This is a genomic window from uncultured Sunxiuqinia sp., from assembly GCF_963974515.1.
GTDB lineage: Bacteria > Bacteroidota > Bacteroidia > Bacteroidales > Prolixibacteraceae > Sunxiuqinia.
In genome coordinates this window covers 42,684-58,399 of the sequence record NZ_CAXBDD010000014.1, presented here as the reverse complement: position 1 = coordinate 58,399, position 15,716 = coordinate 42,684, and the positions used below count along the sequence as shown (strand labels likewise).

17 protein-coding genes and 1 tRNA gene are annotated in these 15,716 nt (G+C 43.5%); 14 read left to right on the top strand and 4 right to left on the bottom strand.

The annotated features are described in order from the left end of the window. From AAC033_RS05910 to AAC033_RS05885, 6 genes are all read left to right on the top strand, one after another. Window positions 1-1,272, top strand: a 1,272-nt coding sequence (locus AAC033_RS05910) for a glycosyl hydrolase family 28 protein (RefSeq protein ID WP_339736401.1), incomplete at its 5' end; no start/stop codon positions are given. A 13-nt stretch (window positions 1,273-1,285) separates the two neighbouring features. Then, on the top strand, window positions 1,286-2,029 hold the full coding sequence (locus tag AAC033_RS05905) for a rhamnogalacturonan acetylesterase (RefSeq protein ID WP_339736400.1): 744 nt from the start codon (window positions 1,286-1,288) through the stop codon (window positions 2,027-2,029). Window positions 2,030-2,325: 296 nt separating this feature from the next. Further along, complete coding sequence (locus tag AAC033_RS05900; RefSeq protein WP_339736398.1) at window positions 2,326-2,529, top strand: dodecin family protein; 204 nt, start codon at window positions 2,326-2,328, stop codon at window positions 2,527-2,529. 198 nt (window positions 2,530-2,727) lie between these two features. Beyond that, window positions 2,728-3,177 carry a plastocyanin/azurin family copper-binding protein gene (locus AAC033_RS05895; RefSeq protein WP_339736396.1) on the top strand — a complete coding sequence of 150 codons (450 nt, stop codon included), beginning with the start codon at window positions 2,728-2,730 and terminating at the stop codon, window positions 3,175-3,177. 29 nt (window positions 3,178-3,206) lie between these two features. Beyond that, window positions 3,207-3,710 (top strand): AAA family ATPase, encoded by a 504-nt coding sequence (locus AAC033_RS05890; RefSeq protein ID WP_339736394.1) that lies wholly within the window; start codon window positions 3,207-3,209, stop codon window positions 3,708-3,710. Then, a complete protein-coding gene (locus AAC033_RS05885) occupies window positions 3,691-4,698 on the top strand; it encodes a hypothetical protein (protein WP_339736392.1) in 1,008 nt (335 codons plus the stop codon). The genes AAC033_RS05890 and AAC033_RS05885 overlap by 20 nt, the downstream gene beginning before the upstream one ends. Window positions 4,699-4,867: 169 nt before the next feature. Here AAC033_RS05885 and AAC033_RS05880 read toward each other — a convergent pair whose 3' ends face one another. Further along, window positions 4,868-5,329, bottom strand: a complete 462-nt coding sequence (locus AAC033_RS05880) for a YbhB/YbcL family Raf kinase inhibitor-like protein (RefSeq protein ID WP_339736390.1) — start codon at window positions 5,327-5,329, stop codon at window positions 4,868-4,870. Between the two features lie 542 nt (window positions 5,330-5,871). Between AAC033_RS05880 and AAC033_RS05875 the strand changes: the two genes are divergently transcribed. From AAC033_RS05875 to AAC033_RS05865, 3 genes are all read left to right on the top strand, one after another. Then, entirely contained in the window at window positions 5,872-6,456 is a 585-nt protein-coding gene (locus AAC033_RS05875) for a YceI family protein (protein WP_339736388.1), read from the top strand. A 224-nt stretch (window positions 6,457-6,680) separates the two neighbouring features. Continuing rightward, a complete protein-coding gene (locus AAC033_RS05870) occupies window positions 6,681-7,229 on the top strand; it encodes a DUF4251 domain-containing protein (protein ID WP_339736386.1) in 549 nt (182 codons plus the stop codon). 197 nt (window positions 7,230-7,426) lie between these two features. Next, the gene (locus AAC033_RS05865; RefSeq protein WP_339736384.1) at window positions 7,427-8,377 is read left to right on the top strand and encodes an NADP-dependent oxidoreductase; all 951 of its coding nucleotides are present in this window, start codon (window positions 7,427-7,429) and stop codon (window positions 8,375-8,377) included. A 49-nt stretch (window positions 8,378-8,426) separates the two neighbouring features. Here AAC033_RS05865 and AAC033_RS05860 read toward each other — a convergent pair. Both AAC033_RS05860 and AAC033_RS05855 read right to left on the bottom strand, forming a co-directional pair. Beyond that, window positions 8,427-8,501: transfer RNA gene (locus AAC033_RS05860), tRNA-Val, on the bottom strand. A gap of 88 nt (window positions 8,502-8,589) precedes the next feature. After that, window positions 8,590-9,891: a folylpolyglutamate synthase/dihydrofolate synthase family protein gene (locus tag AAC033_RS05855; protein WP_339736382.1), complete on the bottom strand. Its 1,302-nt coding sequence runs from the start codon at window positions 9,889-9,891 to the stop codon at window positions 8,590-8,592. A 123-nt stretch (window positions 9,892-10,014) separates the two neighbouring features. Here AAC033_RS05855 and AAC033_RS05850 point away from each other — a divergent pair, with 123 nt between their 5' ends. From AAC033_RS05850 to AAC033_RS05830, 5 genes are all read left to right on the top strand, one after another. Then, the gene (locus AAC033_RS05850) at window positions 10,015-11,352 is read left to right on the top strand and encodes a PhoH family protein (RefSeq protein ID WP_339736380.1); all 1,338 of its coding nucleotides are present in this window, start codon (window positions 10,015-10,017) and stop codon (window positions 11,350-11,352) included. 141 nt (window positions 11,353-11,493) lie between these two features. Beyond that, window positions 11,494-12,285 (top strand): inositol monophosphatase family protein, encoded by a 792-nt coding sequence (locus AAC033_RS05845; RefSeq protein WP_339736378.1) that lies wholly within the window; start codon window positions 11,494-11,496, stop codon window positions 12,283-12,285. Window positions 12,286-12,347: 62 nt separating this feature from the next. Next, window positions 12,348-12,818, top strand: a complete 471-nt coding sequence (locus AAC033_RS05840; RefSeq protein WP_339736376.1) for a hypothetical protein — start codon at window positions 12,348-12,350, stop codon at window positions 12,816-12,818. A gap of 13 nt (window positions 12,819-12,831) precedes the next feature. Further along, window positions 12,832-13,860, top strand: a complete 1,029-nt coding sequence (locus tag AAC033_RS05835) for a glycosyltransferase family 2 protein (protein ID WP_339736374.1) — start codon at window positions 12,832-12,834, stop codon at window positions 13,858-13,860. Window positions 13,861-13,931: 71 nt separating this feature from the next. After that, complete coding sequence (locus AAC033_RS05830) at window positions 13,932-14,897, top strand: zinc transporter ZntB (RefSeq protein WP_339736372.1); 966 nt, start codon at window positions 13,932-13,934, stop codon at window positions 14,895-14,897. 231 nt (window positions 14,898-15,128) lie between these two features. Here the strand turns inward: AAC033_RS05830 and AAC033_RS05825 are convergent, their stop codons facing one another. Continuing rightward, window positions 15,129-15,563 (bottom strand): Hsp20/alpha crystallin family protein, encoded by a 435-nt coding sequence (locus tag AAC033_RS05825; protein ID WP_339736370.1) that lies wholly within the window; start codon window positions 15,561-15,563, stop codon window positions 15,129-15,131. Window positions 15,564-15,716 lie beyond the last annotated feature (153 nt).

The following is a 15,716-nucleotide window of genomic DNA, read 5'->3' as shown; positions in this document are numbered from 1 at the left end:
CCTATTTATGGTAAGGGTTTGGAAAATATCGCCATAACCGGAGAGGGTGTGATCGATGGTTCGGGCGATGCCTGGCGCCAGGTGAAGCGTTCCAAGATGACTGATTCGCAGTGGAAGAAATTGGTAGCGTCGGGTGGAATCGTTAATGAAAGTGGAACGAGTTGGTTTCCTTCGGAAAGTTTTAAGAAAGGTTTCGAAATGAGCGACATGAATGTGCCGACGCAGTTCACAACGATGGACGAATTTGAAGAAATAAAGGACTTTCTGCGCCCGGTGATGGTCAGTTTGGTGAGCTGTAATAAAGTTTTGCTCGATGGGCCGGTTTTTCAGAATTCGCCGGCCTGGAATATTCATCCGCTGATGTGCGAAAACCTGACTGTTCGGAATATCGATGTTCGCAATCCCTGGTACTCGCAGAATGGCGATGGAATCGATATTGAATCGTGCAAAAATACCGTTCTCTATGATTCTCGGTTTGATGTGGGCGATGATGCCATCTGCATTAAATCAGGAAAAGATCAGGATGGTCGCGACCGCGGCATACCTACCGAAAACCTGATCATCAAAAATTGCATTGTTTATCACGGACATGGTGGTGTGACCGTTGGAAGCGAAATGTCGGGCGGTGTTAAAAATATGCACGTTTCGGGCTGTACGTTTATGGGCACCGATGTTGGCCTGCGTTTTAAAAGTACCCGCGGTCGTGGCGGTGTGGTAGAAGGAATCTACATCTCAGATATCGATATGATCGACATTCCAACCAACGCCATTTCATTCAACTTGTATTATGGAGGGCTGTCAGTTTCCGAAATGCTGGAGCAACAAGCTCAAAATGACGGAGAATCGGAAATGATGGAGGTAACTGAAGAAACCCCTCAGTTTAAGGATATTTCGATTAAAAATGTGATAGTAAAAGGAGCTAAACAGGCGATTTATCTGCAGGGACTTCCGGAAATGAACCTGGAAAATGTGTTGTTGGAGGACTTGGTCATGGAGGCCGAAAATGGCTTGTTTTGTATGGATGCCAATGGCGTTACGGTGAACAACCTGAAACTGAAAACGACCAAGTTTCCTGCGGTTAATTTTTACAACGTGCAAAATGTTTCCATCAAAGATTTGTCGGTCAATACTGGTGGTCAGCCGATTATTTCAGTAAATGGTTCAAAAACCAAAAATGTGGACATTGTGCTTAGCACAGGTGAAGCAACGGATGAAATCCTGTTGCTGAATCAAAATGTGAATCCTGAAGCCGTCAAGGTGACACGACAATAATCAATTACGAACGATGAAAATACAATGGAGTATTCTAATTCTGGTTTTAATTCTGGAAGCTTGTACAGGAGTGCAAAAGCCAATTGATGTGTACATGGTTGGCGATTCAACCATGTCGGACAAAAAAGCCGAAGTTTATCCTGAAACCGGCTGGGGACAGGTTTTTGACGAGTTTTTTGATGAGCAGGTTACCGTTCATAATCACGCGGTCAACGGGCGCAGCACCAAAAGTTTTATCACCGAAGGGCGATGGCAGACGGTATTGGATAGCTTGAAGCAAGGTGATTATGTCTTCATTCAGTTTGGACACAACGACCAGAAAGATCAAGACAGTGCGCGGTACACCGATCCATATGGCACGTATTCGCAGAACCTGGAAAAGTATGTTCGTGAAAGTCGGGACAAAGGTGCGACACCAATTTTGTTAACGTCCATTGTTCGCCGGAAGTTTGATGAAAACGGCCAGTTGCTTGATACACATGGCGACTATCCCTTGGCTATGCGAGCAGTAGCTAAGGAATTGGATGTTGGGCTGATTGACTTGCAAAAGCTCACCGCTGATTTGGTTCAGTCTATGGGCGATGAACCTTCGAAAGAGGTTTATTTGTGGACAGAACCCAACGATCGATTCCCGGAGGGAAGACAAGACGACACACACTTGCGTGTGGTTGGCGCAAAAAAGGTGGCCGAGTTGGTAGCAAACGAGTTGGTAAAACTACCGAATGATCTGGCTGGTCGTGTGGTCCAACAAAATTGAGTTTGGTTTAGGTTAGTGTCTGAAAAGGCAAAATTGAGGTGTAAGAGCGGCTGTCCCAGTAGATGAATGGACAGTCGCTCTTTTGTTGTGGAATAGTTACACGCTTGTGCATAAAATCAACACTGCCCGTTGAGGAGTGGTTTGCTGGTCTTTGTTTTCTTGTGTTTTGTATGTCGTTATTGTATAGTGTGTTAGGTTTTTGTGTGTTTTGGCATGCGGCGCATCGATCTTTATTTGGAATGATTCTGGTGAGTAAAGAATGTAATTAACTTGTTAAAATTTAAAAACACAGAATTATGAAATTGGTTAAAGTAATTGAAGTCATTGCAGCATCTGACAAAGGATTTACTGAAGCAACACAAAACGCACTTGTTGAAGCTTCGAAAACAGTGAAGAATATCAAATCGATCTACGTGAAAGAAATGAATGCTAATGTTGAAAATAACAAGATTGTTTCTTATGCGGTCAACGCCAAAATCTCATTTGAGATCGAAAAATAAAGTCGGATTGGAAAAGTCAGGAATTTACCTTTTTTAAGGAGTGATCCTGGTTTTTCCTTCTAAAAATATGCGAATGAGGGCAAAGACTTTAAACGATACGCAAACAGAGCTCCCTTTATAGTCTGAGCAAGACTAATGAGGAAACTTGTTTTTTTTTATGAGAAATCATGTCAATTAAAATCAAAAAGACCAAAAACTATGAAGGCGATAAAAACAGTGCTCACCGCTTTGCTTCTTATTGTAATGGTGCAGTTGGGGTATAGTCAGCCCAGAGAAGTTAAGATTGAAGGGCACGATCACCTCCGCTATACGGTAGAAACAATAAAAACCAAACCGGGCGAAACCTTAAAAATTACCTTAAAAACAGTTAGTGCGGTGGATAAAAGCCAGATGGCGCATAACTGGGTATTACTCAAACGAGGAACTGATGCGCTCAATTTTGTGACCCAGGGATTACAGCATCAGGATAATGACTTTATCGATCCGGAGCTGGAAGGACAAATTATTGCCAAAACCGACATGCTTGGCGATGGCGAAGTGGATTCAATCACGTTTACGGTACCCGAAAAGAAGGGGGAGTATCAATACGTATGCACCTTTCGGGCACACTTTCAGGCTGGCATGAAAGGAAAGCTGATTGTGGAGTAGCTTTGCGGCCCTAAACGAAAGGAGCTCATATGATTATTTTGGTTTTTGGTCTTCCCGGCACAGGTAAATCGTATTTCTCAAGGCAATTTACCAAAGAGATAGATGCCGCATACCTGAACACGGATGTTGTGCGCGATGGGCTAAACAAACGCGGACAGTACGACAGACAATCCAAGGAACAGGTTTATGAGGAGCTGATGAAGCGATTGAGAGCAGTAGTGAAAAATGGCTTGGATGTTCTGGTAGACGGTACTTTTCATAAGCAGGAAAGACGAGCCCGAGTGAGAGCAATAGGGCTGGAATACGATCATCCTGTTTTTTTAATTGAGCTGAAAACGCAGGAGGAAACAGTGAAGAAACGGCTTGAAAACAAACGTTATTACAGCGAATCTGATTTCCAAGTGTATCAGCAGATCAAACAAGAATGGGAGCCATGTCGGGAGGACCATCTCCGGTTGTGGTCAGATTCATCGGAAATGCAACACCTGATTCAACAAGCACAAGGATACATTTATGGACAGAAAACAGATTGAAAATCTTCTGAATAATTGCAGCTTGCCCGATAGTTGCCAACGTGCAGAACTGAAAGAAACGCACATCTCGTGGATTATTCTGACTGATCATTATGCCTTCAAAATCAAACGTCCGGTGGCCTTTTCGTTTCTCGATTTTACATCGCTCGAGAAGCGGAAGTTTTTTTGCAAGGAGGAACTGCGGCTCAACAGGCGACTGGCTCCGGATGTGTATCAGGAAGTTATCTCAATCACCCGGAATATGCTCGAACAGACAGAAGATCAGCAAGAGGAGGTGGTTGATTATGCGGTGAAAATGAAGCGGATGGACAGCCGGATGGAGATGAGCAAGTTGCTTAGGGAGGATAAGGTCACTGAAAAGCAAGTGGATCGCCTGGCGAAAAAAACAGCTGATTTTCACAGAAAGGAAGAACCAATCAAAAATGCTTTTCGAACCATTGAATTCCAGGAAAATTATGAGGATATCCAGTCGCTGGCATCATTTGCTGCCGAACAAATTGGAGAAGAATGCAAGCATATCATCCGTTGGGCAACTAAAAAATCATGGGACTACCTAAATAACAGCCGAAGTCTTTTGAATGAACGGATTATTTCCGGTTTTCACAAAGACTGTCATGGCGATTTAAACTCGAGGAACATCTTCCTATACGACGATCCGGTTATTTTTGACTGCATTGAGTTTAACAAAAACTTTCGGCAGATTGATGTATTGAATGACATCGCTTTTCTGGCTGTCGACTTCGATTTCTTTGGGCGGAAAGAGCTCGGAGAGCTTTTCTATAAAAAATACCTGAACTTTTCTAATACCGAAGAGCAGCCCGCTACCCGCGAGCTATTCAATTTTTATAAAAGTTACCGTGCCAATGTCCGGGCAAAAGTAAGTCTGCTTGCCGCACAAAAGAAAGGAGAAGGGAAAAATCAGGATGAATTGCATGAGGCCCTGAAATATCTCCATTTAATGGAAAGGTATCTGGAAAACATTGAATGACGTGGTGCCACTCGGCAATGAATATTGTAAATGCGTCCACACACCAAGACGACGCAGATTGTCTGCGGTGCGATGGGAAAATCCAGAAGATCAAATTTTCACGATGAACCACTGGCGATTGTCCTTCCTGTCAGGAGGGTTGAAGTTCATTTTCGATGTGTGCTAAAGTTTATTTTTTAAACCGTCCCATATATTCGGCCTTCCCAAGTATTAATCCATTTACAGCATTGTAAAAATCCTCACTTCGGTTAGCCGATTCCGGGGATAGCTTTTTCTTCAACGCAAAAAGCCGAAAAAAATACCGGTGTTCTTCACCCTGGGGCGGGCAAGGTCCTCCGTACCCAATTTTCCCAAAATCGTTTTGTCCCTGCATGGCGCCGTTGTCCAGCTTTTTTTGAATTGGAATAACGGCTTCCAGTTCACGGCAGTCCTCCGGAAGGTTATAGACAATCCAATGACAGAACGTGCCATTTGGGGCATCCGGATCTTCCAGTATTAACGCAAAGGAAGCGGTTCCGCCAGGAACTTCATCCCATCGTAATGGTGGTGAAGTATCGTCGCCTTTACAACTATGTTTTGTTGGTATGTTTGCATCCTCTTCAAATGCGGTACTTGTTAAATTAAATCCCATAACATCTGTTTTTTTGGTTATTCACTTCATCGTTTGTATCGTTATGACTCATTTTATTCAGATAAATGTTGCAGAGCCTGCTGCAAGTTGCTAAAGTCTAAAGTGGTCATTGACCGAGGTGATAATTCTGTGCCAAGATTCGCAAACAGGAAAAAGTGGCGGTTTCCGAATTGATCGTTCTTAGGCTGTGGAGAAATTACACGGTAGAACTGTGGATGAATTTCACGGAAGTGAAAGAAGATCAGCGGTTTTTGTAGGTGATATTAGTTTCATATTGAACCTAAAGAAGCAGGATAGGGCATTGCTCTAAGGGCAACAAAAGCTTGTTGCGCCGGTTTTGCAGAAGAAGTTTACGTCCGCACATTCGCTTTGGCTGCGGCCTTTCAATACAGATTTTTAGGGAAACTGGCATGCGTGTTGATTTAATTAATCCCAGATCGTATTGATGGTGATTTTCTTCAATGCGAACTGAATTACGTTGGATCGCCTGGAAGTTGTTGTGTACAAGCAAAATGGATAAAATGAACAAAAAAGAGAAGATTATGAAAACACTTACTTACATCATTATTTTAGCCCTGAATTTATTTGCGACTCATGTAGTTGCGCAGGGCACCGTATGGGTAGAAGACGAAGCCCACTCATCGATCAAATTTTCAGCCATCCATATGGGGATCTCAGAAGTTGAGGGCAATTTTAAAGACTTTGACATCAAGGTTGTATCTAATGAAGCTGATTTCACGGATGCTAAAATCGAGGTGACTATTCAGGCAAACAGCTTGGACACAGACAATACGAAAAGAGATGACCACTTAAAATCAGATGATTTTTTGGGTGTTGAAAAATATCCTGTTATTAAATTTACAAGTGAGTCGTTAACAAAGATTAGTGATGGCAAATACCAGCTGACCGGAACACTCACAATCAGAGATGTAACCAAAACAGAAACTTTTGATGTGAGCCATATGGGGACCGTTGAGGCCATGGGTGAAACAAGAGCTGGGTTCAAACTGACCGGATCTATTCAGAGGTTTGATTACAATGTTGATTGGAACAAAACATTTACGAAAGGGATGGTCGTGAGCAAGGAGATTGATATCGTCTGCAACTTTGAACTAAACAAGAAATAAGCATTCCTTGGGGTGACGCAATACTGAATGAGCGTCCGGTTACTTCAAAAGCACGATAACCTACCGCGCAGGGTGTCCGTTTATCTGCGTTTTAGCTTTGTGTATCCGCGTGTGCCAGATTTGTAATGTTAATTTTTGCTAAGGAGTTCTAAAGAACCTTTGGTGGATTGAATGTGGAATAGATCTTGTTTTCGCAGTCCACGAACAAAAGAATGGAGTTAACAATGAAAAAAATAGCCGTAATCTTATTATTTGCCATTGCGTCAAATGGCCTATTTGCACAGGTGCTAGAAGAGACCCAACAAGCTCCTCTGACAAAAAGGGAAAAACGTGAAGCCGAAAGAGAGCTTCAGTATGAGTTGACGGAATACATGCTGGAGAATAGAAGTTTTGTGCTCGAAGCCGACTTTTTACAGGGGCGTTTTGGAAGTCGTGTATATGTAAATTCTACCATTAATTTTATCGCGGTCGACTCAACCGAAGCAACCATTCAAATTGGATCGAATTGGAGAGTTGGGCCCAACGGAGTAGGAGGAGTAACCGCAAAAGGAAGAATTACGAAATGGGAGTTAACGGAGAATGAGAAGAGAAATACTTTTCACCTTGCCATGAATGTCATGACAAGTATTGGCATTTATGATGTGCGGTTTTCAATCGGACCGGATGGGAGGACTTCCGCCAGACTAACTGGTTTACGACCGGGACAGTTAACCTTTGACGGAGATTTGGTACCCTTGGAAGAATCATCTGTTTTTGAAGGGCAGTCAATTTGATAACAGATTTGTAAGCATGGTGGATTGAACTCAATCTTACTATGGAGGTCTGATTGCGTTTGGATTCAAAATTTTTATCGCTATTCTGCTACTTAAGAAGGTTTTTTTGTTTGGCGGAACAGATCTGCCATCAGAATTTGAACAAAATCGGGAAGAAAGGACTTGAAATAAGGGAAATCAAGTTGAAATAAAAAAAAATGAGAACGATGCAAGCAATTGTTTTAAGTGATTTTGGAAGTACCGAGAATTTGCTGCTCACCGAAATTCCGCAACCTTCTATTGCCGATGATGAGGTCTTGGTTCGGGTGAAAGCCATGAGTCTGAACCCGGTGGATATCAAAACAAGAAAGGGAAAAGCGCTGGCCGAAAAGTTAGAAAAAGAAAATCCGCTGATTTTAGGCTGGGATATCGCCGGGGTGGTTGAAGAAACAGGGAGTAAAGTTGAAACTTTCAAGTCGGGAGATGAGGTTTTTGGAATGGTGAATTTTCCAGGGCATGGAAAGGCCTATGCCGAATATGTTGCGGCTCCTGCCAGCCATTTGGCACTAAAGCCGGCGAACATCAGTTTTGCCGAAGCTGCCGCCGGAAGCTTGGCTGCGTTGACTGCCTGGCAAGCGATGGTAAGGCATGCCAAAGTAAATGCCGGTGACCGGGTACTCGTTCATGCCGCGTCGGGTGGAGTGGGGCATTTTTCGGTGCAAATTGCGAAGCAACTCGGAGCTTATGTTATTGGAACTTCCTCCGCTAAGAATAGAGACTTTGTGGTATCGCTTGGCGCCGACGAGCATATTGATTACCAGTCCCAGCAGTTTGAATCGGTCATTAATCCAGTCGATTTTGTGCTGGATACGATTGGAGGAGATTACATTGATCGCTCGTTGGATACGCTGAAGACTGACGGAACAATTGTTAGCATTGTATCAGGAATGAATGAAAAAGTGAGTGACAAAGCTAGCGCAAAAGGAGTCAAGGGCGTGACTATGTTGGTTCAATCCAATGGCGATGATATGAAATGGCTGGCCGACTGGTTTGAAAAAGGGCTACTGAAAGCCTATGTATCACAATCCTACACTTTGGAACAAATGGCTGATGCCCATCAGCAACTGGAAACCGGACACACGGTTGGAAAGGTGGTGGTGACTTTGTAGTGTTTTGGTAAAAAAAAAGAGAAACATCATGTTGATATTTCTCTTTTTGTGGGCGATGAGGGATTCGAACCCCCGACCCTCTGGGTGTAAACCAGATGCTCTGAACCAACTGAGCTAATCGCCCGAATGTTTTCTGAACTCACCTCCTTTTCAGAAAGGCGTTGCAAATATAAATCCTTTTTTCGCTCTGCCAAAAGAAAAAATTAAAATTTTCAAGAAAAATAATCAGCTACCACAAAGGTGCTGCCTCCAATAAAAATGAGGTCTTCTGGTTGTGCCAACGACCGGGCCTTGGCAACTGCTTCAGGAACAGAAGGTATTGCTTGGCCATGGAGCCCGAAAGCTGCTGCCTGAGCCGCCAAATCGGCCGCCGGGAGTGCCCTGGGAATTTTTGCCTGCGTGAATAAATAGGTCGCTTCTTTTGGTAGAATAGCCAACGCCTGATCCAGATCTTTGTCATTAACCATGCCTAAAACGAGGTATAGGGTCTTCCAGGGGGTTGCTTCAATTTGAGCAGCTACGTCGGTTAAACCTGCGGCGTTATGCGCTGTATCGCAAATTACCAGCGGATTATTGTCGACCACTTCCCAACGGCCCCGCAATCCAGTGTTTTTTGAGGCATTTGAAAAGCCAAGGTAAATGGCTTTATTTCCTATAGTCCATCCTTTTTCCTGAAGTAGCTCTATGGTTTTTAGTACGCCTGCCGCATTTTTACGTTGGTAGTTTCCCAGCAAATCCATTTTCAAGTCGGGATACGCCAGCTGTCCGTCTTTGTTGAAATTGAAAACTTGTTTTCCCTCGGGCAAATACATGGAATAATCAGATTTAAATTCGCGATCGGCAAAATAAACGCGACTTTGCTTTTCGTTGGCTACAGACTCAAATACCTTATTATACGATTCGTTGAATTCTGAAACCACAACAGGAATGGATGCTTTAATGATGCCTGCTTTCTCAAAGGCGATTTTTTCGATTGTATTTCCTAAAAGTGCAGTGTGGTCTAGGCTGATGTTGGTGATAAGTGATACTTCGGGCCGAATAATATTGGTTGAATCCAGCCGGCCGCCAAGTCCCACTTCCACAATGGCAATGTCGACCTTTTGATTTCGGAAATAATCAAAAGCCATGGCAACCGTAATTTCAAAAAATGAGGGTTCGAGCTGTGCTGTTTCATTCATTTTTCTGAATTGGTCGACAAAAGCAACCACATCCGCTTCTGAAATCATTTCGCCATTAATTTTTATTCGTTCGCGAAAATCGATCAAATGGGGCGAAGTATATAGGCCAACTTTGTAACCCGCTTCCTGCAACACCGAAGCCAACAAATGCGAGCACGAGCCTTTTCCGTTGGTTCCGGCTACATGCACACTCTTAAAATCATGATGCGGAAAGGCAAATAGCTTGTCCAGAATTAAGGTGTTTTCAAGAGTATCCTTATAAGCGGCTGGTCCCGTGCGCTGGTACATAGGCAAACGGGTATATAAAAAATCGAGGGTCTGTTTATAACTTTTCATTCTGAATCAGATATTTACTGTAAAATTTCTTTTAGTGTTAATAACAATTGGTCTGCTTTGGTGTGGCCCTTAAACTCAGTTCAGCTATTTTTTCTACATTTAGCAAAAGCAAAACCTAAGGCTATGGCAACAATGAAGAAGGCTAACACCAAAGTATTTGTACTTGATACAAATGTTATTCTGCACGATCACACGTGTATTTACCAGTTCAAAGATAATGATATCATTCTTCCCTTAACGGTCTTGGAAGAGCTCGACAAATTTAAGCGAGGAAATGATCCGATCAACTTTCAGGCACGCGAATTTGTGCGAATTTTGGATGGAATTGTAGGTGAGAAACTGTTCAATGGCGGAATCCAGTTAGGCGAGGGGATGGGGAAATTGATTATAGCAACGGGTAAGCCCTTTACCGAAGCCATGAAGCAATCCTTCAAGGAAGATATACCGGATCACCGGATTTTGGCGGTGGCCGAATTTGTGAAGAACGATAATCCGGATCGCCAGACGATTCTGGTTTCGAAAGACATTAATTTGCGGATGAAGGCGAAGTCGCTGGGACTCATGTCTGAGGATTACCAGAATGACAAGATCAAGGATCCACAGGTTTTTGAAAAGAGCATTACGGAGATTGAGACGTACAAAGATCAACTGATTGAGCGGTTGTACAACGAAGGATCTTTTCCGATTGCAGAATCTGAAATCAGCGGAAAGCCGGTTCCCAACGAATATTTTATCCTGAAAGGAAATAAATCGAGTGTTTTGGCTCGTTTCGACAGTGGCTCCCAGCGGATTGTCCGGATTGAAAAGCGCGTGGCTTACGGAATCAAACCACGCAATGCCGAGCAAACATTTAGCATCAATTCCCTGTTGAATCCTGATATTAAACTTGTATCGCTCACCGGGAAAGCCGGAACCGGAAAAACCTTGCTGGCGCTGGCAGCCGCGTTGGAGCAAAACAAGCAGTACGAACAAATTCTACTCGCACGTCCCATTGTGGCGTTGAGCAACCGTGATTTGGGTTATTTGCCGGGTGATGCCACCGAAAAGATCAGTCCTTACATGCAGCCTCTTTTTGATAACTTGTCGGTGATTAAGCATGCATTCAACCCTCGCAGCCAGGAGTATATGAAAATTGAGGAGTTGCTGAAGGAAGAACGTTTGCTGATTACTCCGCTGGCATATATTCGCGGTCGCAGTTTGTCCAATGCATTCTTTATTGTCGATGAAGCACAAAACCTCACACCGCACGAAATAAAGACCATTATTACCCGGGCGGGTGAAGGTACCAAAATGGTTTTTACGGGTGATATGCAGCAAATCGATTCGCCCTACCTCGACATGAAATCAAACGGACTGGCTTATATGACTGACAAAATGCGGAGCCAGGAACTGTTTTCACATGTCAACCTTGTAAAGGGAGAGCGCAGTTATTTGGCTGAATTGGCCAGCGATCTCCTGTAGCAATTGATACAAAATTTTCATCCCGTGATCCGATGACCGCAATTCATCGGATCATTCATTTCATGAAGCTTTCAGAAATAAATAACATCGGAAATTTTGAAGTCGAGCTAATTTAGGCGAATTTCGAACAAAAAGAAAACAATGGATTTACAACATATTTGCAAAACAATGGCGGCGGTCGCCAAATCAGCCGGACAGTTTATTCGTGAAGAGCGTTCAAAAATTACCAACGACGATATTGAGCTGAAGGGAAAAGCCAGCTTGGTGACCTATGTCGATAAAAATGCGGAGACGATGATAGTAACTGAATTGCGGAAACTGATTCCCGAAGCAGGTTATATCACTGAAGAAGGAACAGCTACCGAAGATGGCGAGCAGTTGAAATGGGTGATTGACCCGCTGGATGGCACGACTAATTTTATTCATGGAATTTTTCCGCATTCGGTTTCTATTGGCTTAATTGATGGTGATGAACCCATTGCGGGTGTGGTTTACGAGATTGGGCAGGACGAACTTTTTTCGGCCTGGAAAGGCGGGGGTGCGTGGTTAAACGGAAACCCCATCGAGGTATCCAAATGCAGCACCCACGAAGATGCTTTGCTGGCCACAGGTTTTCCGTACTACAATTTCGAGATGCTAAACGATTACCTGCGTTTGCTGGAGTTTTTCATGATTGAAACGCGCGGCATGCGTCGAATGGGATCGGCCGCGGTGGATATGGTATATGTGGCTTGCGGGCGTTTTGACGGATTTTTCGAACATGCCCTGCATTCGTGGGATATTGCTGCCGGGATCATCATTTTGAAAGAGGCAGGCGGAAAAGTTTGTGACTTTAGGGGAGGCGATAACTTTCTGCATGGGAAAGAAATTATCGCCTCAAATGAAAATTATTTTCCCGCCTTTTTCGAAAAAGTAAATCATTATTTGGGATAGTTTTTTCGTCTTGGTTGTTGTACAGAGTCGGGTAATAGACTAAATTGCACAAAAAAGCAACGATGGCTGAAAAAGAAATTGCCCTACTCAAGAAACAGCAAGAAAAGCTGACAGAGAAAAGCTTCGACCTGGAAGCCTGGAAGAACCAGACGACCCTCTTTCTGCAACGGATCTTTGGTGCCAACCACAACATCGTGAAGATGATTTCCGAGTTAAAGTACGATTATTCGAGTTGGACTTTGCGTGATGCAACGGGCAACGAAAAAACCGATGACCCGGTAAAAATGCAGGCCGAAGAAATTTTAGAGGCTGCAATTATGGAGCTTGAAAACCTGGGATTGCCGCAGCAAGAATCATCGGTGGACAAAGTGTGGGAGTTTATGGAAGAAGAGTTAACCGGCAAGCAATTCAAGGAAATTAAAGCCATTCTCGATTCAGGAAAGAAAAATAAACTGGCGAAAGTGCAGGAAGTACTTAACAGGTTGGAGAAAGAAAACCTGATCAGTATTCTTTCCCGGATTCTGATTTCATGACTATCTTTGCGGCATGAATTCATCCCGTGTTGCCATTGTTATTCTCAACTGGAACGGCCGAAAGCTGCTTGAACAGTACCTTCCCTCAGTCATTCAGTATAGTCAGGAAGATCGTGTTGAAATTATCGTCGCCGACAACCAGTCTGATGACGAATCCATTTCGTTTCTCAGGGAAAATTTTCCACAGGTAAAAATACTGCAGCTTGATCAAAACTATGGATTTTCCAAGGGTTACAACTTGGCGCTTCAACAAATAGAGGCGACCTATTATATTTTGCTAAATTCGGATGTGGAGGTAACTCCAAACTGGATCAATCCGCTGATTGAATTGATGGAGAGGGATAAAACGGTGGCGGCGGTTCAGCCTAAGGTGCTGAGCTGGCATCGGAAAAACGAATTTGAGTATGCCGGAGCAGCTGGTGGTTTCATTGATAAACTCGGCTATCCGTTTTGTCGTGGGCGAATTTTGAATGTGGTTGAGAAAGACGAAGGACAGTTTGACCAGGTGACCAACATTTTTTGGGCAACAGGTGCCTGTATGGCTATCCGGGCCGAATATTTCCATCAAACGGGTGGTTTCGATGCCGACTTTTGGGCACACATGGAGGAAATTGATTTGTGCTGGCGCCTAAAGAACAGGGGATACAAAATTCTGTTTACTCCTTTCAGCAAAGTTTATCACTTGGGAGGAGGCTCGCTTTCTTATGACAACCCAAAGAAATTGTTCCTGAATTTCCGAAACAGTCTTTGGTTGCTGTATAAAAACCTTCCAAGGCATAAGTTTTACAAAGTGATTGTGGTGCGGATGCTATTGGACGGAGTGGCCGCATTTAAACTCTTGAGCGAGGGAAACGTCAACGGCTTCACGAGTGTAATCCGTGCCCATTGGGCCTTTTACCGGTCGCATCAGCGAATTCGACATAAACGCGAGGCCCTGAAAAAAATAGCGACTCCAATATGGCCCGATGAGGTACTGTGCAAAAGCATCATCTGGAAGTTTTACCTCGAAGGCAAAAAGACATTTCGCGAAGTTGAGCAATAAGATTCCATTTCACAGATCTTCTTCAATTCATAAATCCTTAGTATCTTGATCGCAACTAATTCGTTTCTGCTATGGCTTTAATTCACGCGTACAACATTTTTCCTGCGTCAAAGAAAGTTGAACCGCTTACAGAAGACCAAATTAACAATCCGATTCCGGAGCATGCCTACCAATGGTTGCAGTTTGATTTGAATTCGCCGGACACGTCCGCGAAAATCCACTCGCTCGAAGGTGCCGACGAGTTGTTTGCTGATGCTTTGCTGAAAGGCGAAACCCGCCCGCGCATGTCAATTTCGAACGACGACATGCTCTTGATCCTGCGTGGTGTAAACCTCGCCGAAGGGGCAGATCCTGAAGATATGGTTTCCATCCGCCTGCTGATCACAAAGAACCGGATTATCAGCTCTCAGCGACGAAATGTTTTGTCAATCGATGATGTTATTCAGCAAGTTGAAGCGGGCAATCCACCGAAGTCAACCGGGCACTTCCTGGTTTTTCTTTGCGAGAGACTGGTTTTCAGAATGAGTGATGTCATGGAAGATCTTGAAGACCGGTCGGCTGAGATTGAAGAGCTGGTACTCGACGATGAGGAACATGACTATCGGATTGAGATTCATAATTTGCGGCGCCAAATCATCCAATTGAAACGATTTTTGGTGCCGGAGCGCGACGCCTTGTTGAAAATTCAACTCGAGAAAACCAGCTGGATCAATGTGAAGCAACAACTTCGATTTCGTGAGATTACCGACCAGCTCATTCGTTACCTCGAAATGTTGGATGCCGCACGCGACATGGGAACCGTAAGCCAGGAAACCTTGTATAACCGACAAAATGAACAAATGAATAGGCGCATGTATGTGTTGACAATTGTGGCGGCCTTTTTTTTACCCTTGGGCTTTTTTACCGGATTGCTTGGTGTTAACCTGGCTGGTATTCCAATGGCTGAGAACCCGTTGGCCTTTGCTGTTTTTTTTGCGATCCTTTTACTGCTGGTTGGCTTTCAGTTTTGGCTATTTAAAAGAAAAAAGTTTTTATAGGCTGATTCGATTTCGATTTATTCAGCGGATCTTGCATTCACCGCACATTGTTGTGCGATAATCGGATGTTGCTTTGCATTAACCCAATGTTGTTGCCGTGTGAGCCGTTGTCGCTTACGTGGTTATTCCAGCAACCTTTTAATATTTGAAAATTTCCCTCCTCAGATAATAAAAAGACCCCGCGTTTGCGAGGCCTTTCTGCTAACTAAACTAAAACCTAAACCTACTAAACTATGAAATTTCGATCATTCTTGGAGCTTGTGTTCTGTATGCTTCCAGCTTGGGAAGTGAGATTTTGAGCACACCGTTTTTGTGAGTTGCCTTAATCTTATTGGCATCAACACCGTCAGGGAGCCTGAATGAACGGCTAAACGACGTGTAGTTAAATTCACTGAAAACAACTTTTTCTCCGTCCTTTTCTTCTTTCGTTTCTTGCTTTTCTGAAGAAACTGTCAGAACATTGTCTTTTAAATCGATGTGGAAATCTTTTTTCTCCAGACCCGGTGCAGCCACCTCAATTTCAAAATTGTCTTTTTTCTCATAAACATTCACTGCTGGATTTGAGCTCCATTCGGGTTTTTCAAAAACGTCATTCCAAAAATTTCTTCCAAAGAAATCATCAAATACATTTGGAAGGTTTCTTCTGTTTCTCGTCAATGGTAACATGGCTAAATCCTCCTATTCTTTTGTTTAACATTTAATGACTACACCCTCAGAACATCAAAGGCCATACCAAGCGGATTAATTGGTTTTTTCTGATCGATTGTGTGTAAATAAGTGGACATTTTGGCGGTGAAGAAGTCAAAAAATCACGATTTA

Coding starts and splice junctions, on each gene's coding strand:
- AAC033_RS05905 (WP_339736400.1), top strand. CDS start 1,286: ATGAAAATACAATGGAGTATTCTAATTCTGGTTTTAATTCTGGAAGCT.
- AAC033_RS05900 (WP_339736398.1), top strand. CDS start 2,326: ATGAAATTGGTTAAAGTAATTGAAGTCATTGCAGCATCTGACAAAGGA.
- AAC033_RS05895 (WP_339736396.1), top strand. CDS start 2,728: ATGAAGGCGATAAAAACAGTGCTCACCGCTTTGCTTCTTATTGTAATG.
- AAC033_RS05890 (WP_339736394.1), top strand. CDS start 3,207: ATGATTATTTTGGTTTTTGGTCTTCCCGGCACAGGTAAATCGTATTTC.
- AAC033_RS05885 (WP_339736392.1), top strand. CDS start 3,691: ATGGACAGAAAACAGATTGAAAATCTTCTGAATAATTGCAGCTTGCCC.
- AAC033_RS05880 (WP_339736390.1), bottom strand. CDS start 5,329: ATGGGATTTAATTTAACAAGTACCGCATTTGAAGAGGATGCAAACATA.
- AAC033_RS05875 (WP_339736388.1), top strand. CDS start 5,872: ATGAAAACACTTACTTACATCATTATTTTAGCCCTGAATTTATTTGCG.
- AAC033_RS05870 (WP_339736386.1), top strand. CDS start 6,681: ATGAAAAAAATAGCCGTAATCTTATTATTTGCCATTGCGTCAAATGGC.
- AAC033_RS05865 (WP_339736384.1), top strand. CDS start 7,427: ATGAGAACGATGCAAGCAATTGTTTTAAGTGATTTTGGAAGTACCGAG.
- AAC033_RS05855 (WP_339736382.1), bottom strand. CDS start 9,891: ATGAAAAGTTATAAACAGACCCTCGATTTTTTATATACCCGTTTGCCT.
- AAC033_RS05850 (WP_339736380.1), top strand. CDS start 10,015: ATGGCAACAATGAAGAAGGCTAACACCAAAGTATTTGTACTTGATACA.
- AAC033_RS05845 (WP_339736378.1), top strand. CDS start 11,494: ATGGATTTACAACATATTTGCAAAACAATGGCGGCGGTCGCCAAATCA.
- AAC033_RS05840 (WP_339736376.1), top strand. CDS start 12,348: ATGGCTGAAAAAGAAATTGCCCTACTCAAGAAACAGCAAGAAAAGCTG.
- AAC033_RS05835 (WP_339736374.1), top strand. CDS start 12,832: ATGAATTCATCCCGTGTTGCCATTGTTATTCTCAACTGGAACGGCCGA.
- AAC033_RS05830 (WP_339736372.1), top strand. CDS start 13,932: ATGGCTTTAATTCACGCGTACAACATTTTTCCTGCGTCAAAGAAAGTT.
- AAC033_RS05825 (WP_339736370.1), bottom strand. CDS start 15,563: ATGTTACCATTGACGAGAAACAGAAGAAACCTTCCAAATGTATTTGAT.